The 20,598-nt window shown below is 42.9% G+C and carries 16 protein-coding genes and 1 tRNA gene; 8 read left to right on the top strand and 9 right to left on the bottom strand.

The genetic code is table 11. The annotated features are described in order from the left end of the window. Positions 1-242: 242 nt before the first annotated feature. From HB679_RS07925 to HB679_RS07910, 4 genes are read right to left on the bottom strand one after another with little or no spacing between them, the layout of a single operon-like run. Positions 243-1,679: a rubredoxin gene (locus tag HB679_RS07925; RefSeq protein WP_255547560.1), complete on the bottom strand. Its 1,437-nt coding sequence runs from the start codon at positions 1,677-1,679 to the stop codon at positions 243-245. Beyond that, positions 1,676-5,200, bottom strand: a complete 3,525-nt coding sequence (locus HB679_RS07920; protein WP_214071426.1) for a nitrate reductase — start codon at positions 5,198-5,200, stop codon at positions 1,676-1,678. The genes HB679_RS07925 and HB679_RS07920 overlap by 4 nt, the downstream gene beginning before the upstream one ends. A gap of 19 nt (positions 5,201-5,219) precedes the next feature. Beyond that, entirely contained in the window at positions 5,220-6,512 is a 1,293-nt protein-coding gene (locus tag HB679_RS07915; RefSeq protein WP_214071425.1) for a NarK family nitrate/nitrite MFS transporter, read from the bottom strand. 12 nt (positions 6,513-6,524) lie between these two features. Beyond that, a complete protein-coding gene (locus HB679_RS07910; RefSeq protein WP_214071424.1) occupies positions 6,525-8,066 on the bottom strand; it encodes an alginate export family protein in 1,542 nt (513 codons plus the stop codon). Between the two features lie 447 nt (positions 8,067-8,513). On the opposite strand from HB679_RS07910, the gene HB679_RS07905 reads away from it, so the two are divergent. Beyond that, on the top strand, positions 8,514-9,206 hold the full coding sequence (locus HB679_RS07905) for a Crp/Fnr family transcriptional regulator (RefSeq protein WP_214071423.1): 693 nt from the start codon (positions 8,514-8,516) through the stop codon (positions 9,204-9,206). On the opposite strand, the gene nirD is transcribed toward HB679_RS07905, so the two are convergent. Both nirD and nirB read right to left on the bottom strand, forming a co-directional pair. After that, positions 9,203-9,547, bottom strand: a complete 345-nt coding sequence (nirD, locus tag HB679_RS07900; RefSeq protein ID WP_214071422.1) for a nitrite reductase small subunit NirD — start codon at positions 9,545-9,547, stop codon at positions 9,203-9,205. The genes HB679_RS07905 and nirD overlap by 4 nt on opposite strands. Before the next feature lie 21 nt (positions 9,548-9,568). Then, on the bottom strand, positions 9,569-12,061 hold the full coding sequence (gene nirB / locus HB679_RS07895) for a nitrite reductase large subunit NirB (RefSeq protein ID WP_214071421.1): 2,493 nt from the start codon (positions 12,059-12,061) through the stop codon (positions 9,569-9,571). 323 nt (positions 12,062-12,384) lie between these two features. On the opposite strand from nirB, the gene HB679_RS07890 reads away from it, so the two are divergent. Beyond that, a complete protein-coding gene (locus tag HB679_RS07890; protein ID WP_214071420.1) occupies positions 12,385-12,735 on the top strand; it encodes a hypothetical protein in 351 nt (116 codons plus the stop codon). Between the two features lie 106 nt (positions 12,736-12,841). Here the strand turns inward: HB679_RS07890 and HB679_RS07885 are convergent. Further along, positions 12,842-12,914: transfer RNA gene (locus HB679_RS07885), tRNA-Phe, on the bottom strand. Between the two features lie 201 nt (positions 12,915-13,115). On the opposite strand from HB679_RS07885, the gene HB679_RS07880 reads away from it, so the two are divergent. Genes HB679_RS07880 through HB679_RS07870 form a run of 3 tightly spaced genes read left to right on the top strand, consistent with a single transcriptional unit; the run spans position 13,116 to position 15,691 of the window. Then, positions 13,116-14,417 carry a (Fe-S)-binding protein gene (locus tag HB679_RS07880; protein WP_214071419.1) on the top strand — a complete coding sequence of 434 codons (1,302 nt, stop codon included), beginning with the start codon at positions 13,116-13,118 and terminating at the stop codon, positions 14,415-14,417. 25 nt (positions 14,418-14,442) lie between these two features. Next, complete coding sequence (locus HB679_RS07875; protein ID WP_214071418.1) at positions 14,443-14,883, top strand: DUF2750 domain-containing protein; 441 nt, start codon at positions 14,443-14,445, stop codon at positions 14,881-14,883. 19 nt (positions 14,884-14,902) lie between these two features. After that, a complete protein-coding gene (locus tag HB679_RS07870) occupies positions 14,903-15,691 on the top strand; it encodes a (Fe-S)-binding protein (RefSeq protein ID WP_214071417.1) in 789 nt (262 codons plus the stop codon). 86 nt (positions 15,692-15,777) lie between these two features. Here HB679_RS07870 and HB679_RS07865 read toward each other — a convergent pair whose 3' ends face one another. After that, positions 15,778-16,260 carry a hypothetical protein gene (locus HB679_RS07865; protein WP_214071416.1) on the bottom strand — a complete coding sequence of 161 codons (483 nt, stop codon included), beginning with the start codon at positions 16,258-16,260 and terminating at the stop codon, positions 15,778-15,780. Positions 16,261-16,305: 45 nt separating this feature from the next. On the opposite strand from HB679_RS07865, the gene HB679_RS07860 reads away from it, so the two are divergent. Then, complete coding sequence (locus HB679_RS07860) at positions 16,306-16,791, top strand: ABC transporter ATPase (RefSeq protein ID WP_214071415.1); 486 nt, start codon at positions 16,306-16,308, stop codon at positions 16,789-16,791. Between the two features lie 270 nt (positions 16,792-17,061). Here HB679_RS07860 and mtgA read toward each other — a convergent pair whose 3' ends face one another. Continuing rightward, on the bottom strand, positions 17,062-17,751 hold the full coding sequence (gene mtgA / locus HB679_RS07855; RefSeq protein ID WP_214071414.1) for a monofunctional biosynthetic peptidoglycan transglycosylase: 690 nt from the start codon (positions 17,749-17,751) through the stop codon (positions 17,062-17,064). Between the two features lie 434 nt (positions 17,752-18,185). Between mtgA and asnS the strand changes: the two genes are divergently transcribed. Beyond that, a complete protein-coding gene (gene asnS / locus HB679_RS07850; RefSeq protein ID WP_214071413.1) occupies positions 18,186-19,622 on the top strand; it encodes an asparagine--tRNA ligase in 1,437 nt (478 codons plus the stop codon). Between the two features lie 164 nt (positions 19,623-19,786). Then, entirely contained in the window at positions 19,787-20,164 is a 378-nt protein-coding gene (locus HB679_RS07845) for a VOC family protein (RefSeq protein ID WP_214071412.1), read from the top strand. Positions 20,165-20,598: the final 434 nt, after the last annotated feature.

The raw sequence follows: 20,598 nt of genomic DNA, 5'->3' as shown, positions 1-20,598 counted from the left end.
GTGGTATCGGCTGTACTTAAAATAACAACACATCTAAAATATTAGTTAATCCTAAAATGAAGCCCTCAATTTCGATTTTCCTATTGGGACTAAGTTCAATTTCAATCGTCTCGCTTCCACAACAAAAAACTCTTAATCGTTAAAAAACAAATGTTTAGACTTTTTATTTTAAAGCACGGTGCAAATTAGAGTACAGATATTTGTTAAGACAGGCACCCATCAATGAAAATTGATTAAAACCTTCACTGATCTGTATATATCACTTGAAATTCGTTTTTAGATCCCCCGCATACCGGACATTCGTAATCTTCAAGTAACTCAAAATCCACACCTTTCTCAATATTATTAATAGGGTCACCATACCGCTTGTCGTAACGTGTAAGACAGCTATTACATTGATAGACGGCCATTTCATGCGGTGTTAAACTTGCTTCGTCTGATAAAACCGAGGCTGGCCACAATTGCGGATCTGCCTGCTGTTTATAAAAATCATTGCACAGGTTAATCAACTTTTTACTTAGCAAATAAGGTCGCACATCTTGAGCATATATTAACTCTTCTTTTGAATTTGGATTAAAATCCCGCATATGCAATATGTCGTACTTTCCTGATTTGTTTTTTCTGATGACAATAGAACCCTGCAATCCGGTTTTAGATTGTGTTTTAATGGCGAAGCAAAGCTGATAAGTACGCAAGTCTGCGTCTTCAAACTGACGCACCAGTTGTTGCTTTAATTCCAGCCCTTCCTGACAAGTATCTTCTATCTGCCAGTTCAATTCATTGGCAGCATGCCGAATATTAAGTTGATGCTTGCTCAAAATCAGTCCCCATTGATTACGATCAACCTGTTCAATACCTTTAATGATGATGGATTTCCAGGGTGTGATGTAAACCTGGCCAATACGCGATTTTAAACAAAGCAAACAGGCGTCCTTCAAAAAATCCAAAGGGAACAATTCATTACGCCGGTAAATGCCCAGCCAATATTTATTACCATATTTATTAAAGCCTTCGTAGTACGGCAAATAAAAATCTGGTAGTTTAAGCGACTCCATAATTGGCCGGAAAGCCAAATCTATACTATCGACAAGTGTCTGGTAAAACAACGCTTCGTCAATATCGGGCAGCCCGTAAAATAATTCTTTTTGGTGCAGAATAACTTTTTCTATCGCCTTGGCCAGCGCGGGTATATCTTCCGAGTAAACCAACCTGGGCAGGCAGTATAATTGATTAGTTTTAGGGAAACGAACGTAGGTAAACCAATAATTATTAGTACCCGAAGCGATAAAATTAATATTGCCGCTAAAAAAAGAAACAAGCGTTTGGTTGCTGTCTACCAAATTTACTTTCAATATAGGCTGATGATCAAAGGCATCAAATATATCTTTGTATACACCTTCACGTAACCAGCTTTCGTAGTGGGTAAATATAGAATCGGCTACGTACGAGCTTATAATGTTAGCATACTCGTCGGTGTCAATCTCATAAGTGATTTCCGATTTAAGCATATCCAGCTCCAGATCTTCCAAACTATCGGCTGATATTTCAAAATACAATTGCTGCCTATTACCAAAACGAATACAGGAAGCACCGGCACTCTCTGCTATCAATAGTATTTCGTAAAGATCGCCGGCTGATATGAAACCACCCGGCAGGTTAATTTTAATGAGATGCTTCATGTGCTTCTTGCTCCGGATAAACTGACTAATGTTTCTTCTAAAATGCGCTTAACTTCCGGTCGGCATGACCCGCAACCCATGCCCGCACCACTCTTTGCACACAGGTCGCTCAAATTATCGCACCCTTCCGTAATTTTTTGACGAATATTTTCGCTGCCCACGTTATTACAACTGCATACTAATTTACCCAGGACCGGATCGGCCTTGTTACCGCTACGAAGCAATTGCAGGCGCTTCTCGCTCAGTTCTGTTTGGTTAGCTATCAGATCGCGAAATTCCAGGAACTCACTTTTATCGCCAATCAGTATGGCGCCTACCAGCCGGTCTTGCGTGATAATGCATTTTTTATAATAGCGCTTGGCTTTATCGGTAAAAACAACTTCCTCGTAATTATCGTCGTCGGGGCATTCAGATAAACCAATACTGCATAAATCAAACCCATGAATCTTAATGATATTCATAAACAGGCTACCTTTATAATAGCTGGCTATATCGCCGTTCATATAGGTAGCTACTACATGAGCCTGTTGTTCGGCAGCGGCAGTTATGCCGTATAAGGTGCCGTTAAACTCGGCTATTTCGCCAATGGCGTAAATGTTGGAGTCGCTGGTTTGCAGCCGTTCATTCACTATAACGCCGCGACGACATTCCAATCCACATTCTTTCGCCAGTTCATAATTTGGCGTGGTACCAATGGCCAGGATCATAGCGTCGCAATTGATCTTGCGCCCACTTTTAAGGCCGATGCCCGTCAGTTTTGAACGCCCATAAAATAGTTGGATCTCGTCGTCGTAATAAATGTCGCAACCTTGATCCTCCATTTCCTCATGCAACAACTGGCTACCCAGAGCATCCAGTTGTCTATTTAAAAACCTGGAAGTTCGTTGGATGATAGTAACCTGTTTACCAATCTCGCGTAACGAGGCAGCCATTTCCAAACCCAATAAGCCACCGCCCACTATCACTACATGGCCATCATGTGGAATATGCTTTTTAAAGCTATCGGCATCATTACGGTTACGCATGGTAAAAATGCCCGGTAGCGAGGGCACGTGTTTGGGAACCGCCGCCCTGCTGCCCGTAGCAATCAACAAAACATCGTAAGGCGTTTTCACTCCCCTTGAGTCTTTTACATATTGATTAGCGCGATCAATCAATTCAACACTCACGCCGCGCAGCATTTTTATTTTGTATTCGGGTTCTTCTTCGTCTGTCATCTTCACCAATTGCTCCCACTGCTGCTCGCCGCTTATATAATCGGGCAGCATAACCCGGTTATAAAAAGGGTAATTTTCTTTACTGAAAATGGTGATTTCATCGTCCTGATTTAACTCGCGATAAGATTTAACAAACCCGTACGCGCCGGCACCTGCCCCTATCACCACAATACGTTGAAAAGGCTTTTTAAATTTGGCCACATTAACCGCGCAATATTTAAAATCAGGCTCTTTTGAAATAGGGTCCACCATATCGCTGGTTACATTATTGGCCCTATTCAGGTCATTACCTAAGATCTTTCCCCAGTGCATCGGCAGAAAGATCACGCCTCTTTTTATTTGTGCCGATATTTTAGCTTTCACCTGTACTGAACCGCGTTTAGATGTAATCACGGTAACATCGCCTTCGTTAATTTTTAATTTCTCCGCATCCGCGGGATGGATCTCTACAAAAGCCTGTGTATAATGCTGGTTAAGCTTATTCACCTTACCTGTTTTACTCATAGTATGCCATTGATCGCGGATACGGCCCGTGGTTAGAATAAACGGATAGTCTATATCTGGCTGCTCACTGGTCAGGGTATCAGGTACCGGATGAATAATAGCTTTTTGCGATGCCGTGTAAAATTTCCGGTCAATAAATAAGCGTGGCGTACCGTTAGGCGGGCTTTTCTTTTTATAGGGCCATTGCACCGTTTTCCGTTCCTTCAAAATCTCGTAACTCAAGCCGCTGATGTCAATATTAGTTTTGGCGGTAAGCCTGGCATGCTCGGCATATATCGCAGCATTATCTTTAAAATCAAATCCCTTGTAGCCCATCTTACGGGCGAAACGGCAAATAATCTCCGCATCTGGCAAAGCCTCGCCAGGCGCATCCAATACTTTATTCAAATAACTGATGCGTCGCTCGGAGTTAGTCATGGTGCCTTCTTTTTCCGCCCAGGCAGCGGCGGGGAAAATCACATCGGCATATTTCAGGCATTCAGATTTATTGGTAATTTCCTGCACTACTACAAACTTGGCTTTCTTCAGAGCCTCCTCTACCAAACGTACATTAGGCATACTGGTAAGTGGGTTGGTACACATAATCCAAATGGCTTTTAACTTTCCGTCATCCAGCGCCTTAAACATTTCAGTGGCGGATAGGCCCGGCTTAGGGCTGATTATAGTGCCTCCCCAAAACTTCTGTACTTCTTCGCGATGCGTGGGGTTACTCAGATCGCGGTGCGCGGGCAGTAGGTTAGCTAATCCGCCCACCTCGCGGCCGCCCATTGCGTTGGGTTGCCCGGTGAGCGATAGCGGCCCCGACCCTGGCTTACCAATATGCCCGGTAATTAAATTCAAATTAATGAGGCTCAGATTTTTATTTACGCCAATAGCACTCTGATTAAGTCCCATTGTCCACATAGAAATAAAGCCTTTTGCTTCACCTATGTATTTTGCCGCCAGGCGGATATCAGCCTCGTCGACGCCGCAAACCTGCGCGGCTTCGGTAATAGTTTTTTCGAATACCACTTTGCTGTAGGCTTCAAAACCTTCGGCGTGATTGGTTATAAAATCGATATCGATATCGCCGTTTTCTATCAGCACCCTGCCAATAGCATGGTTAAGGGTTATATCCGTACCGGGATTCAATTGCAGGTGCAGATCGGCTACGCTTACGGTATCGGTAGCCCGCGGGTCTACGACAATGATCTTAACATTTGGATTGGCGGCTTTATGTGCCTCTACCCTTCGCCATAAAATAGGATGGCACCAGGCGGGGTTAGCTCCGGTGACATAAAATAAGTCAGCCAATTCAATATCGTCATAGCAAAGCGGGACAGAATCTTCGCCCAAAGCCATTTTGTAAGCCGCTACCGCACTGCTCATACACAACCGCGAATTGGTATCAATGTTATTGCTGCCAATAAAGCCTTTAATGAGTTTATTGACTACGTAATATTCCTCGGTAAGGCATTGGCCCGAAGCATAAAAGGCTACCGAATCCGGCCCATATTTATCGATAAAAGTTTTAAATACTGCAGCAGTACGATCAAGTGCGCCATCCCAGCTCACCCGTTGCATGGGCATATTTTTATTATACCGCATTTGCGGATACAATAGCCTGTCTGACTTGTCATTTATTGTATGATGCAGATTCAGGCCCTTGCTGCATAGCGCGCCTTTATTTACCGGGTGGTCTTTATTGCCCTCCAGGCTAATAGAGCCGTTTTTCTCTTTATTTAAAAGCACGCCACATCCAACTCCGCAATAACAGCAAGTAGTACTTAGTTGAGTGTTGGCGTGCCTTGAATTTGCCATTTTATTTTTTTGTAAGCGATTATACTACGCCTGCTAACTTACGGTCCATAGCTTCATCAGCCACAGATTGCTTTTGGAAACGGGTGATAAACACTATAATAGAGACAATAATGACCGTGTAGCCGATATAGGTAAACGCCTGTACATAAGTAATTGTAGATGACTTAAATAGAAAGCCAAACAACATACCACCCAGGTTGCCGCCGGCGCCAACAATTCCGCTTACTAAACCAACATTTTTTGCGTTAACAAACGGTACGATACCATAGGTAGCCCCGTTTGACATTTTCAGGAATAAAGCGAAAGTGAGCATACAAACAATGGCCATCATTAACGACCCCGCTTGCGCAAACAATATCAGACCGCAGCCTTCCAATAACAACACACCGGCAAGCAATAAACCTTTACCACGCATACCGAATTTTTTGCCAACTTTGTCTGAAGCTATACCGCCTAAAGCCCGGGCAAATAGGTTCATGAACCCAAATATCCCTGCCCAAAAACCAGCCTGGCTTTGGCTTAGATGGAAATTATCTACAAAGTGCAAAGAGGCCACATTATCAAAGGTTAGCTCCATGCCAAAACACATGGCATAGGCCATGGTTAATGCCCAGATACGCCAGTCGGCCAGTATGGACCAATCTGTTTTAGTTGCGTTGGCTTTGGTGTACCCTATTTCGTCGTAATTACCTTCCGGCGTATCCTTGGTGTACTTAAAATAAAGGAAAGCGATGACCAGCATCATTACCCCCGGTACAATCATGGCATAGCGCCAGGCTTCGGCCTTGGTATAGCCAAAACCTACAATAGCAGCAAAGATCAACGGCATTACCATATTGGTTACGCCCCCTCCCAGGTTACCCCAGCCACCTGTAACTGCATTTGCCGTGCCTTTTATATTAGGCGCAAACATCATCGATGTATGAAACTGTGTGATTACAAATGAGGCACCAATAACACCGATTGCCAAACGGAATAATATAAAGCTGGTATAATCATGCGCCAGGCCAACCAAAAAAACCGGTATCGAACCAATAAGCAATAAACGGATGGCCGTTTTACGCGGACCCCAGTTATCGCAAAGCTTACCTATTAAGAGGCGGGCAATAATGGTGGCTGTTACTGAAGCTATAATTGTATTACCCACCTGTGCTTTGGTTAAGTGTAGTTCGGCACGGATGGTAGGCATTAAAGGAGCCAGGCCAAACCAGCCGAAGAAACACACAAAGAACATTAACCAGGTGATATGAAAAGTGCGCATCTGCACGCCTTTTAAAGAAAATATGTTGAGTTTTTGAAGTTGATTTTTCATGACTACCGGAGTTTACTTGTTTAAAAAATCGGGTTTGATATTTAGCTGTAAATACGCCCATACAGGATTTAGTGCCGACGTATTAGGCGTAATACCTTTAGCGTATTCCATACTGCGTGTAGCTGCCATGTAAGATATTCCTACATCAACCGAGGTAAATTTATTGAGCTTATAAGCGGTTGTCAAATCAAGCTCGGTACCCAGATGTTTGTCTATTACAGCGCCCGTCGTGTTTTTTTGGTTATCGGCTAACATAAAATAATGCCCGGCCAGCTCGGTACTGAACCGCGTATTAGTGGATATATATTTCAGTTTCAGGTATGGGTCGGTCAATCCGCCGGTTGGCGATCCGCTGGCGGCATAGAAATAGTCCATAGATCCCCAGAATTTATGTGGTGTGCCATATAGCGGGTCAAATCGATGGTTGACTGCCGAAGTAGAGGTAGCATCGTTGCCTGATAGTACATCAAGGCCGCCGGTATATCCCCAATTAATGTCTTTATAAGTTAAACTCAGCGTGTAAGTATAAGCGCTTAGTTTTAAACCATCTTTATCATGTCCGCCCTGGTAATAATAACCGGCGGTGCCCGCCCATTGATTCTTATCGCCAAAGGCCGGATTTACCAGCAAGCCGGTAGTTATTCGCGTATTTATGCCAGGCTGATTATAACGGCGGCCATATAAATAGCCAACATCCGTACCTGCTGTATTTTTAACCGAGTCAAGAATGTATTTGCCAAATTCGTCGGTTACAAACAAACCGGATACTTTAGTACTACCAAATTTTTTAGCCGCGTATAAATATTGTAGTGATTTATAATCGGCTATGAGCGCATTAGTTCCGGGCGGATTTAAAAATGCGGGCGAGCCATTTTTAGCGCTTATCCCCGCGGCATTAATCAAGGGGATAAAGCCGGTTGGCGTATTCATGAGGTTGCCTTTACTATCTTTAACTGTAGCGGGCACATTGGCCGGCGTGTAAAAGGTGCCGTTATAATTAATAGCATCGGTATTTTGGTTAAATGCGCCACCGAGATCAATCTGCCAGCCTTGCTGCATCAGCTTGAAAACTATAGCGTCATGCCGGCGGGCCTGGGTAAGCCAGTCAGACGCGCCAAATAATCGCTCATCATCATATACAAGTTCCTGCCGGCCTACTTTAATAGCAAAATAATCAACGGGCGATATTTTAAATGAGGTGTCTTTTTTGTTAGATAGGATAATTTCGGCCCAGGCTTCGTGGACAGCTAATTTTGAGCCGTCGGCCGGGGTAATTGTTGAGGCGTCTTGCCCCCACAATCTTACGTCCTGAATTGAAGTTTGAAAAATAAGCCGGCTCGATTTGTAGTTAAATATGAGCCGCGTTCGCTGCGCTATCTGGGCAGCGGCTTTTGCATCTTTAGGCTCTAATGTGCCGTATCCGTCGCGTAACTCTCCACGGGTACGTATTTGCCCCGTTAAAGAAAGTTGTGCATTTGCATTTTTCACAGCAAAACACGACGTACACAATAGAATTGCCGCAATTATGCGCGGATTTAATTCCTTTTTGTACATTTGGGTTGGTTTTTTTTGTTAAAGCGATTAAAACTATCTGCCTTGTCTGGAAATGCGACCTCCCGGCAAGGTTTTTTTCATTTTATACCTGTCTGTTTCTTGTCATAGTTGATTTTTTAAAATTTGCGACCTTTTTATATTGTAAATATATTCAATACAATGTAAAAATTGAATTATTGTCTAATAATTTGATGACTTTTATGATTTATCTAATCAATTATCGTTTTTTTTAATAAAAAACCAATAGAGCAATTACACAAAAGCATATAAATATGATTTTAACAAAAAATTAAAATAAAAAACTTACAATAAAATCAATTTATGCCTGCTTATTATCGATTAAACAATTTAAAATCTATATAAAAGTCAAAATACAATAGAAAAATATGATATAAATCGTTAAAAAAATAACTATAATTACATTAATAGTAAATTAAGTCAAGCAAAATGAAGAAAGTTTCAATAATTGAGGACACAGATACCTGTTTTTTATGCAAAAACTGCCTGAAAGAATGGATTCCGACAATTTTAGCGCATAAAAAGAACTACAAAGTCAAAAAAGGCGAGTCAATCTTTAAAGAAGGCGATGCAGTTAAGGGCATTTTCTTTGTAAATAGCGGAATAGTAAAGGTTCATAAACGATGGGGAGCCGAAAAAGAATTGATTTTAAGATTCGCTAGCGAGGGGATGATATTTGGCCACCGGGCATTAGGCGGCGACGGCATTTACACCATATCAGCTACTGCAGTACAAGCAGGCATAATAAGTTTTGTAGACACTGATTTTTTCGAGACAACTTTAAAGGTGAACGCTGATTTCAATTATAATTTACTCATGTTTTTAATTCACGACCTGCGGGTGTCTGAACAGAAAACCCGCAATGTGGCACATATGCCAGTTAAAGGGCGTGTAGCAGATGCTTTAATTAGTCTGAAAAACCAATTTGGTTTAACCACCGACGGCTTTATTAATATCGAATTAAGCCGGCAAGATCTGGCATCTTTTTCAGGCGCCACTTACGAGACCGTTTTTAGGGTGATCAATGAAATGGTGCAAGAAAAACTGCTCAAACTTTCCGGCAAAAGCATTTCGATAATTAACCACGATAAATTAAACAAGCTTACTGAAGAAGCGGCCTAAAGACAAATAAAAACTTTATTATCCTCTACCCTTACCTCATAAGTTTTAATTGACAATTCTTCGTTAGTTAAACACCGGCCACTTAGCAACGAAAATGTGTTTTTATGAAACGGGCAAGCAACTTTGGGCTCACAATTTTCTCCTGTACTGCCGATCATTCCTCTTGATAAAACCATTTGTTGCCTGTGAGGGCAAAGATTCTGCGTTGCAAACCATTCGCCACGACGCGTAAAATTAAAAACTGCTATTTGTTCGTCGGCTAACTTTACGCAAGCACCGCCGTTTTCGGGGATATCGGTTGTGTAACATGCCAGCACCCAGTTATCTATTAGTGTTTCCATTTAGTATCTTTTACTTAATTACTACCATTTTGCTTTTACCTGTTCGCGCATTGGCTCGAACGTTACTGTTGGATCTTTCTCTTGGGGCGCATTTACGAAATGGCTAAAACGCTTGCGAAGTGCAGGATCTTCAATAACTTCTTTCCATTCGCAGTGATAAGTATTTACCAGGGCCTGCATTTCTTCTTCCAATTGACCACATATACCCAAACTATCGTTGATCACCACATTTTTGAGATAAGCCATACCGCCATCCATTTTGTTAAGCCAGGTAGCTGTACGCGATAGAGGCTCGGCTGTTTTTATATAGAACATTAGAAACCTGTCGAGATACCTTACCAGGGTATCCTTATCTATATCGCTTGCAAATAATTGGGCGTGCTGAGGTTTTGAGCCACCGTTCCCGCAAACGTATAGATTCCAGCCCTTTTCGGTAGCGATTACACCAAAATCCTTTGATTTAGCCTCGGCGCATTCTCTTATACAACCACTAACGCCACCCTTTAATTTATGAGGCGCGCGGATACCTTTGTATCGATCTTCAATTTCGATAGCAAAAGTAACGCTATCATGTAATCCAAATCTGCACCAGGTGCTACCTACGCAGCTTTTCACGGTACGCAAAGCTTTGCCATAAGCATGACCACTTTCAAAGCCTGCTTCAATCAACTCTTCCCAAATTGCCGGCAAGTCATTTAAGTGCGCGCCGAACATATCAATGCGCTGGCCACCCGTAATTTTAGTATACAATCCGTAGCGCTTAGCCACCTGCCCAATTACAATGAGTTTATCCGGAGTAATTTCACCTCCGGGTATGCGTGGCACTACAGAATAAGTCCCGCCTTTTTGAATGTTGGCTAAAAAACGATCATTACTGTCTTGTATGGTATCCTGTTTTACAATCACGTCATTCCACAAACTTGAAAGTATGCTGGCCACCGCGGGCTTACACGTTTCACAGCCATCCCCTTTACCGAAATGATCAAGTACCAGATCATAGTTTTTAACCTCATTGATCTTGATCAGATCGAATAGTTCCTGGCGCGAGTAGTCAAAATGCTCGCAGATAACCTCTTTAATATATTGGCCGTTGGCATTCATCGTGCCGGCAATCAGGTCCTTCACCAAAGGGATACACCCGCCGCAACCGGTACCGGCCCTGGTGCATTTTTTTACACCATCAATATCTGTAACGCCCAACTCTGTTACAGACGAACAGATTGCTGCTTTGTCAACCGCCTCGCATGAGCAGATCAGCGCATCATCGGGCAAACTCATTACGCCAGCACCTTCACTTTCGGCACCACCTCTTAGCCCCAGGATCAGATCTTCCGGATTAGGAGGCAATACCAATTTATTATTAACCGTTTGCAGCAACATATTATAAGCATCCGCATCGCCGATCAAAATACCACCTAAAAGATATTGACCATCTGTGCTGATATTGATGCGTTTATAAATACCCTTGTGCGTATCTTCAAAAACTATCGTCCGGCAATCAGGCTCTGTCACAAAGGCATCGCCGAAGCTGGCCACATCAACGCCAATCAATTTAAGCTTGGTACTCATGTCGTAACTATAAAATAGCTTACTGCCGCCGGTAAGTTGAGAAACAACTATCTCAGCCATCTCATAACCTGGCGCAACCAGTCCGTATATCATCCCTTCGTAAAGAGCGCATTCACCAATAGCGAAAATGCTTTCATCGCTGGTTTGCATTTTTTCGTTAACAACAATACCTCCCCGACTACCAACCTGCAATCCCGACAGTTTAGCCAACTCATCGCGCGGGCGTATCCCTGCCGATATAACCAACATATCTACCGGCAACAAAGTATCGTCGTTAAAATGCAGCGCATCAATTTTCTTTGCGCCGCCTACGTGCGAAGTGTTTTTATTTAGATGGATTGTAACGCCAAGCGTCTTCAATTTGGATTGAAGCATTGCACTGCCGGCCGAATCAATTTGCCGCGGCATCAATCGCGGAGCGAATTCAATTACATGGGTATCCTCAATACCCAGATCGATTAATGCTTTTGCCGCCTCCAGCCCGAGCAGGCCGCCCCCCATTACCGCACCACATTTAGCATTAACTGCGTAAGCTTTAATTAAATCGAGATCTTCAATAGTCCGATAAACAAACACACCGTCTTTTTCAACACCTGGAATATCAGGCACAAAAGCGGATGAACCGGTAGCCAATACCAGGTAATCATAATTGATTTTTAACCCCAGCAAAGAATGTACTGTTTTATTGCTACGGTCTATTTCTTGTATAGGATCTCCTAAGTGCAACGCGATGCCGCGCTCGTCATACCAATCACGGGTAGACATAGAAAGATCGCCTGCCGACTTGCCGTTAAAATATTCACTAAGGTGTACTCTGTCATAAGCCTGACGCGGCTCTTCGCCAAACACGACGATGTTGAACTCTGGCGATCTGGATATAAGTTTTTCACAAAACTTATACCCAACCATGCCATTACCAACCACTATTACAGTAGGTTTTATCATGACGTTTTTATTTGTTAAAGCGTTTTTATTTCAGCAAACACAAATAAAGAGCGACCTAAATTGCATTTACAAGAGCAATTATAACTAAAAAAGTCAAAAAATCAAATTATTTAATTATTTTGGCAATATAAAATATATAAATATTGATATTTAAAGCACATATACCGTGATATAAATCATTTAAAATTCAATTTTTCATACAAAAATCAATTTTAACTAAAAAAAATACCGACACCCTGGCCTACAAACTAACTTTTTTACCAATACGTTAAAGTTAATGTCTTTAAATAGCTATAAAAAATAAACAAATCGACTATTTATTTATGAAAATTAGAATTAAAGGAAATTCCTTACGATATAGATTGACAAAAACTGATGTCGACAATTTTTTAAAGAATGACTACCTGGAAGAAAGAACCAATTTCGGTGATCAACAATTGATATATGCTTTGCAAAAAAGTGAGAGCAATATGCTGGAGGCCATATTCAACAACAACAAAATAACCCTGCTTATGCCAACCGCATGGGCTAAAGAATGGGAAGCAACGGGACGTGTTGGTTTTCGGGGCAACCATGGCGAATTATTTTTATTGATAGAAAAAGATTTTAAATGCCTGGATGATGTTACTGAAGATCAAAGCGATAATTATCCTAACCCGCTGGCACAATCATAAGATAGGCTAAATAGGGTTCATTTAGGTTATAGAGAGATTGGTGTAGCTCGAGACACTTTAAAGCACAAAAAAACCTCCCAGCAATGCTAAGAGGTTTTTAATGGTGTGGTATCAGCTGGGATCGAACCAGCGACACAAGGATTTTCAGTCCTTTGCTCTACCGACTGAGCTATGATACCATCGCCCGTTTCGGGACTGCAAATGTAGCGTTTTTTTTATTTATCGATATTTTTTTTTCAAATTTCTTTCGGCGGCTAATTAAGTCATCAGTAAATCAAATACTTAATTTCATAAACAAACTTTTAAGCCGCGTTTTGCATTGTATTATTTTGTTAGATGACAGATAAAACTATCTTTGATCAAATTACTATGCACGCATAATGATTTCTCAACTGATCTTCATTCTCCTATTGGCAGCGGCCATTTACCTGTTTGTAAAAAACGCAGGGAAAATACGCCGTAATATATTGTTAGGGAAGGCTGTCGACCGCTCAGACCGCCGCGCCGAGCGCTGGGCCATTATGGCTAAGGTTGCGCTGGGCCAAACCAAAATGACCAAACGGCCGCTGGCTGCCGTAATGCATTTCTTTATCTACGTCGGCTTTATCATTATTAACCTTGAGGTGCTGGAGATTATGATTGACGGCATCTTCGGCTCGCATCGCATTTTTTCAAAACCATTAGGCAGTTTATACGGATTACTTATTGGCGGCTTCGAAATACTGGCGATATTGGTATTACTAGCCTGCGTAACCTTCCTTGCCCGCCGAAACATAGCCCGTTTAAAACGCTTTAGCGGCACAGAGATGACCGCCTGGCCAAAAAGCGACGCTAACTATATCCTACTCATAGAAATTTGCCTCATGGCCGCTTTCCTGACCATGAATGCTGCCGACTATAAATTACAGGCCCTGCATTTTGACCATTACATCAAAGCGGGCAGCTTCCCGGTGAGTAGTTTAATTGCGTCTATTCTATCCAACAATCCAATTACACTAGCTATTACCGAGCGCGCTTGCTGGTGGTTCCATATTGTGGGTATACTGGCGTTTTTAAATTACCTGCCCTATTCTAAGCATTTCCATATTTTACTGGCTTTCCCTAATGTGTGGTACTCCAATTTGGAGCCAAAGGGAGAGTTCACCAATATGACGTCGGTAACTACCGAGGTTAAGGCTATGCTCGATCCATCATTTGTTCCGGAAACTTCTGATGTTCCGGCCCGTTTTGGCGCGAAGGACGTAACCGACCTGACCTGGAAGAACCTGATGGAAGCCTACACCTGTACGGAATGCGGCCGCTGTACGTCGGTTTGCCCGGCAAATATTACGGGTAAGTTGTTATCTCCCCGTAAGATCATGATGGATACCCGCGACCGCATAACCGAGGTAGGCAACAACATAGACCAGCATGGGAAGGATTATAACGACGGTAAAGCTTTGCTGGATAATTACATTACCCGTGAGGAACTTTGGGCCTGTACCAGCTGCAATGCCTGCGTAGAGGCCTGCCCGGTAAACATCAATCCGCTGGAAATTATTACCGAAATGCGCAGGTACGTGGTAATGGAGGAATCGCAGGCGCCGTCAAGCCTCAACAATATGTTTGGTAACGTCGAGAATAACGGTGCTCCCTGGAAATACAGCAATGCCGACCGCTTTAACTGGGCGGATAAAGAGTAAGATAATAAACATAAAACAAGACAAGATGCCACAAGATATTGCCTCAATTGAATCAAGTTATAAGCTGTTTGTAGAACAGGTTGTTGCTTCAAAATTAGTATGGGGCCTGCAAAATAAAAAGGGCTGGGCAAACTCGCATGCTGATGTAAACGAGGATATTACCATCGTTCCGTTTTGGTCGGAACGCGCCCTTGCCAAAGCCAGCGCTAAGGATGACTGGCGCGATTATACCGCGACCGAAATTCCGTTAAATGAGTTTTTAGAAAGCTGGTGCATTGGCATGGCCGATGATGATATTTTGGCCGGCATTAACTGGGATGCAGAGATGTTTGGTAAAGAAGCCGGCGGTTTGGATTTGGCGCTCGATATTTTGAATAGGCTGAAAGAGATCCAGTCGGCTATTAAGTTTACTAAATTTGATAGTCTCGACGAGTTTATAGCCGATGTGAGTGCATCCCTGGATTAATCATTAATAATTAAGACTGATGAGTTTAGCAGTACCAACCATGGCGCAAATGCTTGCCGAAGGCAAAGAACCCGAAATTCTGTTTTGGGTTGGCTGCGCCGGAAGTTTTGACGAGCGTGCGCAGAAAATCACGCGCGATATTTGTAAGATTTTGCAACACGTAGGTATCAGCTATGCGGTGTTAGGTACCGAAGAAAGCTGCACCGGCGACCCAGCCAAACGTGCAGGTAACGAGTTTTTGTTCCAGATGCAAGCCATGACTAACATTGAGGTACTAAATGCCTACAACGTTAAAAAGATTGTCACCGGCTGCCCGCATTGCTTTAATACTATCAAGAACGAATATCCCGGCTTGGGTGGTGATTATGAAGTGATCCATCATTCGCAACTCATTCAACAATTGATTGATGAAGGCAAGCTAAAAGCCGAGGGTGGCGAGAGCTTTAATGGCAAACGCATTACCTATCATGACCCTTGCTATTTGGGCCGGGGTAATGGTATTTACGAGGCCCCACGCAGGGCGCTGGAGATCTTAGATACCGAACTGGTTGAAATGAAACGCTGTAAAAGCAACGGCCTGTGCTGTGGCGCCGGTGGCGCGCAAATGTTTAAAGAGCCTGAGAAGGGTAATAAAGACATCAACATGGAGCGTATTGACGAGGTGATATCTATCAACGCGCAAATAGTAGCTGCTGCCTGCCCGTTCTGCATGACCATGTTAAGTGATGGTGTAAAAAATCATGATAAAGAGCAGGAGATAAAAGTCCTGGATATTGCTGAGATTACTGTGCGCGCAAATGGTTTATAAATTAAAAAGTTCCCCTCTTGAGAGGGGCGCGATTAACAGTGCGGCTGCAGGGGTGTGTCTGAGCGCTCTTAAGAATCACAGTTTATTTATAGTCCCTTAGATTTAAAGTAAATAAGTGCGTGCTGCAGGCTGTCCAAACGTTCAGGCTCCATATTTTTTACGGGGATTTTCAGCACACTGGCCATCGAGTCGACATTGCCTTGGCGGTCGTTATAGGTTTGCACAATAATATCGTCTGATTTGGCTTTGAGTTCCAGCGTTCCATTGTTGACATTACCCAGGTATTCCATATCATCCATCTTTTGCAGGTAAAGCGAAAAGTATTCTTGCTTACCGTTCTGAAAGGTTTTGCGCAGGCGGATAAAAGAATCGTCGGTTAAAACCAACTCCCATTTTTTTATTTTAATGTCTGATGATGGATCGAATGATTCACTCAAACATTTATTTCCCCAATTGAGCCAGTCCTGGTCGGCCATGCCGGCCACAAAGCATAAGCTTACCGCAGCGGCAGCTATAATTGAAAAAATAAACGCAATCTTTTTATTTTTTGGCAGAACTGATTTTACCATGACAACAAAAGTACGCTCTAAGTTAATAAATTGATAGTTTTGTACATGCAATTTTCTGAAAATTCGAGAGTATGGATCTACCAGTCTGACAAAAAGCTGGCAGACGACGTAGTACAGCAGGTACAACAGCGCCTAAATGTGTTCACGGCCGAATGGACTGCGCACAACAATCAGCTAAAAGCCAAAGCCGAAATCCGCTATAATCGCTTCTTTATTCTGATCGTTGACGAAACCCAGGCAGGTGCCAGTGGCTGCTCTATTGATAAATCAGTAAATTTCATGAAACGTTTAGAGCAAGAGTTCGGCCTGAACCTATTCGATCGTTTTAACCTGGCCTATCGCGATGCTGACGAAGTGCTTTCTCTGCCCCGCCATCAGTTTGAAGAAAAAATAAAGGAAGGCAGTATTGACAAAAACACTACGGTATACAACAACCTGGTACAAAACCTTACCGAGCTAAATAACAAGTGGGAAGTTGCCTTTAAGGATAGCTGGCATATACAACTGTTCAGGGATCTGGTTAGTCATTAGCTGCGCTGTCATTGAGACATTAAATCGGGCTGTCATGCTGAGGCACTCGAAGCATGAGGGTAAAGGCCTACGCTCACCCTTCGACGGGCTCAGGGTGACACCCATTTTTGCTTTGTTATCCTAAGCATAGCGAAGGATCTTATACACAATCGCTAGCGTGCATCCCTAACCATCACGTCATTGCGAGCGTAGCGTCGCAATCTCTTGCCGCTTATCCGGAGATCGCCACACTCGTACCTCGTTCGCGATGACGTGGTGGAGTTATCATCCTTAAAAATCCAACGGCCCCAATCTCCGCATATTTTTCAAGATCAAATACTGGCGATGTTGCACATACTCACTCGGATTAGTTGGCGACCATTTCAAGGGACTGGGGAAAATAGAAACGATAGCTGCCGATTGCGACCGCGTTAAATCAAAAGCATCTTTATGGAAATAAGCTTGCGCAGCGGCGTTAGCACCGTAAATACCGTCGCCCATTTCTATCACATTCAGGTATACCTCCATAATACGGCGCTTACTCCAGAAAATTTCTATCAATAAAGTAAAATACGCTTCAAAGCCCTTACGCACATACGAACGGCCCGGCCACAAAAAAACGTTCTTAGCTGTTTGCTGCGATATGGTACTGCCGCCAATCAGCTTATTACTTTTTGAGTTTTTTTCGATAGCCTTTTCAATGGCATGAAAGTCAAAGCCGTGATTTTCCAGGAAACTCTGATCTTCGGCTGCAACAGCGGCGCGTTTCATTCCGTCGGATATATCATCAAAGTCGCGCCATTGTTTGTCTATCTTAAAATCTTTGCCGTCGGCTTTGCGTTCAAAGCCGCGGGTTATCATGAGCCAGGTAATAGGCGGGTTTACAAAGCGGTAAACAATCACCCAAAAAACAGTGATTCCGATAAACAGTATCAGGAATAATTTTACAAATCGCCAGATGAGCTTGCCCAAACCTTTCATGGCAACGAAAATATTACTTTTATTTGGGATGAAGGAAATCTGTCTGACAAAATAAGCTATTTGAAGTTGTGTTAAAGAGTTTGGCTAAAGCCCCTGTTAGCAGACCAATCTCCGTCCCATAAATGGGACGGCAATGAATTTAATAATCTTTTAAATTATTGTCTTTTTTCATCGCCGTTTGCTTTAACAAACCGAGGGGTTAATTACCAAGTCCAAATCTCCTCTCCATAAATGATACGGCAATGAATTTAATTATTTTTTACACCACCAATATTTATTCATTGCCGTTGGCTTTAGCCAACGGATAATAGAAAAACCAGATTTGGCTTTAGCCAAACTTTATCAAGCTGAAGTTAAGCCCGCGATTTAGACACCCAATAAATCGTCATTAAAGCAAATAATTGTAATTTAGCGGCTCTAAATTTTTTACTACAATGAGTACGCGCATTAAGATCAAAGCATTATTAGAAAGCACACCAACAGACATTGATGTTATCGTTAAGGGTTGGGTTCGCGCCTTCCGCCAAAACCGTTTCATAGCTTTAAATGATGGCTCGACCAATAATAACGTACAAATTGTGGTTGATTTTGAAAATACCGACCCTGCGCTTTTAAAACGCATTACCGTTGGTGCTGCCGTTAGCGTGTCTGGTAAATTGATTGCTTCGCAAGGCAAGGGCCAAACCGTTGAGGTTATTGCCGAAACCGTAGAGATATTGGGCGACAGCGATCCGGAAAAATATCCTATTCAGCCAAAAAAACACAGTCTGGAATTTTTGCGCGAGAACGCCCACCTGCGTTTCCGTACCAGTACGTTTGGGGCGATATTTAGAGTGCGCCATAGCCTTGCATTTGCTATCCATCAGTTTTTTAACGAACGCGGCTTCGTTTATTTGCATACCCCAATAATTACAGCAAGCGATGCCGAAGGTGCAGGTGAGACTTTCCACGTTACCAATTTCGACCTGAACAACGTACCGAAAGGCGATGACGGCGAGATTGATTATAAACAGGATTTCTTTGGTCGCAGCACTAACCTGACAGTTTCCGGCCAGTTAGAGGGCGAATTGGGTGCAATGGCGCTGAGCGACATTTACACCTTCGGTCCTACTTTCCGTGCAGAAAACTCAAACACTACCCGCCATTTGGCAGAGTTCTGGATGATTGAGCCTGAGATGGCCTTTGCCGACATTACCGACAATATGGACACCGCCGAGGCTTTACTAAAATATGTAATTGCCTATGCGTTGGAGAAAAACAAAGACGATATTGAGTTTTTAACGCAACGCCTGCAGGAAGAAGAAAAGCAAAAACCGCAGAACGAGCGCTCAGAAATGAGCCTCACCGAGAAACTGCAATTTTGTTTAGATAACAACTTTGAGCGCCTGACTTATACCGAGGCTATCGAAATCCTGAAAGAATCCACCCCGAATAAAAAGAAGAAGTTTCAATACCCGGTTGAAGGCTGGGGTACCGACCTACAATCAGAGCATGAGCGTTACCTGGTAGAGAAGCATTTCAAAAAACCGGTGATCCTGACAGATTATCCAAAAGAAATTAAATCGTTCTACATGCGCCAGAATGAGGATGGTAAAACCGTAGCTGCTATGGACATTCTGTTCCCGGGTATAGGCGAGATCGTAGGTGGATCGCAACGCGAGGAGCGCCTGGACAAGCTGGAGCAACGCATGGACGAGTTGGGCATACCAAAAGACGAATTGTGGTGGTATTTAGACACCCGCCGCTTTGGCTCTTGTCCGCACGCCGGCTTTGGGTTAGGCTTTGAGCGCTTGGTGCTGTTTGTTACCGGTATGGGTAATATCAGGGATGTGATTCCTTTCCCCAGGTTCCCGAAGAACGCGGAGTTTTAATAGAAATAACATAACTGTCATTGCGCGGCCGGAACGACAAGCAATCGCAAGGATGCAATATTCGCGATTGCCACGCTACGCTCGCAATGACAAAACTTTTAGAAAGCGCATGCACCATGCGCTTTTTTTATTTGAAAATCTGACGGTTCTGTCTAAATTAGAGCATGTTCCAGAACGCTATCATCAAAACACTCATCCCGACGGCTAAGCCCGACGCGGCTAAGACCTTTTACGGAGATATTTTAGGCTTTACTTTATTATCTGAAGATGATTATGGCATCGAGTTCGATGCCAATGGTATTTCTTTAAGACTAAGCAAAATGCCTGAATTCACTCCGCAGAATTTTACTGTATTAGGCTGGGAGGTACCGGATATCGAAGAAGACATTATCGAGCTAAACGGCAAAGGCATATTCTGCGAAAAGTATAACCTTGACTTTATGCAACAGGATGATCTGGGCATCTGGGTCTCTCCCGGCGGCACCAAAGTAGCCTGGTTTAAAGATGTGGATGGGAATGTGTTGTCATTGTCGCAGGTATAACAATTTGTCATTGCGAGCGTAGCGTGGCAATCGCAAGGAAGTATTACCGATTTCCTGAACGCTTGCGATTGCTTCGTCGTTCCGGCCGCGCAATGACAAAAGGTAAAAAACAAACTGTTTTAAACGCTTTTTAAATGCTTTTTAAACGAAAAAAAATAAAATCCCGTTTAATATAAATGCTAAAACAAAGCTTTAACTGCCATTACAGAATCAGGAAGTTTTGATTAACCCTGTTTCACCGTGAAACAAAAAAATGACTTAAAAGTCCAATTTACTGTTTCATTTTGTTTCACTCATTTTTCATAAAATTTTAATCATCAGCACTTTAATTAAACCCACTGTTTCACTTGTTTCATTTGTTGCACACTCACGTGAAACAAAACGCCGGTGTTGTACTCTAACATCTGCTTAGCTGCCTCAGTTGTAAGCTATTC

It is taken from the genome of Mucilaginibacter sp. dw_454 (assembly GCF_018449775.1).
Taxonomy (GTDB): domain Bacteria; phylum Bacteroidota; class Bacteroidia; order Sphingobacteriales; family Sphingobacteriaceae; genus Mucilaginibacter.
This window is presented reverse-complemented; position numbering and strand designations above follow the sequence as displayed.

What these genes read in the sequence shown, in the direction of transcription:
- HB679_RS07910 (WP_214071424.1), bottom strand. Translation starts at nt 8,066, where the DNA reads ATGTACAAAAAGGAATTAAATCCGCGCATAATTGCGGCAATTCTATTG.
- nirB (WP_214071421.1), bottom strand. Translation starts at nt 12,061, where the DNA reads ATGATAAAACCTACTGTAATAGTGGTTGGTAATGGCATGGTTGGGTAT.
- HB679_RS07915 (WP_214071425.1), bottom strand. Translation starts at nt 6,512, where the DNA reads ATGAAAAATCAACTTCAAAAACTCAACATATTTTCTTTAAAAGGCGTG.
- nirD (WP_214071422.1), bottom strand. Translation starts at nt 9,547, where the DNA reads ATGGAAACACTAATAGATAACTGGGTGCTGGCATGTTACACAACCGAT.
- HB679_RS07920 (WP_214071426.1), bottom strand. Translation starts at nt 5,200, where the DNA reads ATGGCAAATTCAAGGCACGCCAACACTCAACTAAGTACTACTTGCTGT.
- HB679_RS07870 (WP_214071417.1), top strand. Translation starts at nt 14,903, where the DNA reads ATGAGTTTAGCAGTACCAACCATGGCGCAAATGCTTGCCGAAGGCAAA.
- HB679_RS07865 (WP_214071416.1), bottom strand. Translation starts at nt 16,260, where the DNA reads ATGGTAAAATCAGTTCTGCCAAAAAATAAAAAGATTGCGTTTATTTTT.
- asnS (WP_214071413.1), top strand. Translation starts at nt 18,186, where the DNA reads ATGAGTACGCGCATTAAGATCAAAGCATTATTAGAAAGCACACCAACA.
- HB679_RS07880 (WP_214071419.1), top strand. Translation starts at nt 13,116, where the DNA reads ATGATTTCTCAACTGATCTTCATTCTCCTATTGGCAGCGGCCATTTAC.
- HB679_RS07890 (WP_214071420.1), top strand. Translation starts at nt 12,385, where the DNA reads ATGAAAATTAGAATTAAAGGAAATTCCTTACGATATAGATTGACAAAA.
- HB679_RS07925 (WP_255547560.1), bottom strand. Translation starts at nt 1,679, where the DNA reads ATGAAGCATCTCATTAAAATTAACCTGCCGGGTGGTTTCATATCAGCC.
- mtgA (WP_214071414.1), bottom strand. Translation starts at nt 17,751, where the DNA reads ATGAAAGGTTTGGGCAAGCTCATCTGGCGATTTGTAAAATTATTCCTG.
- HB679_RS07845 (WP_214071412.1), top strand. Translation starts at nt 19,787, where the DNA reads ATGTTCCAGAACGCTATCATCAAAACACTCATCCCGACGGCTAAGCCC.
- HB679_RS07875 (WP_214071418.1), top strand. Translation starts at nt 14,443, where the DNA reads ATGCCACAAGATATTGCCTCAATTGAATCAAGTTATAAGCTGTTTGTA.
- HB679_RS07905 (WP_214071423.1), top strand. Translation starts at nt 8,514, where the DNA reads ATGAAGAAAGTTTCAATAATTGAGGACACAGATACCTGTTTTTTATGC.
- HB679_RS07860 (WP_214071415.1), top strand. Translation starts at nt 16,306, where the DNA reads ATGCAATTTTCTGAAAATTCGAGAGTATGGATCTACCAGTCTGACAAA.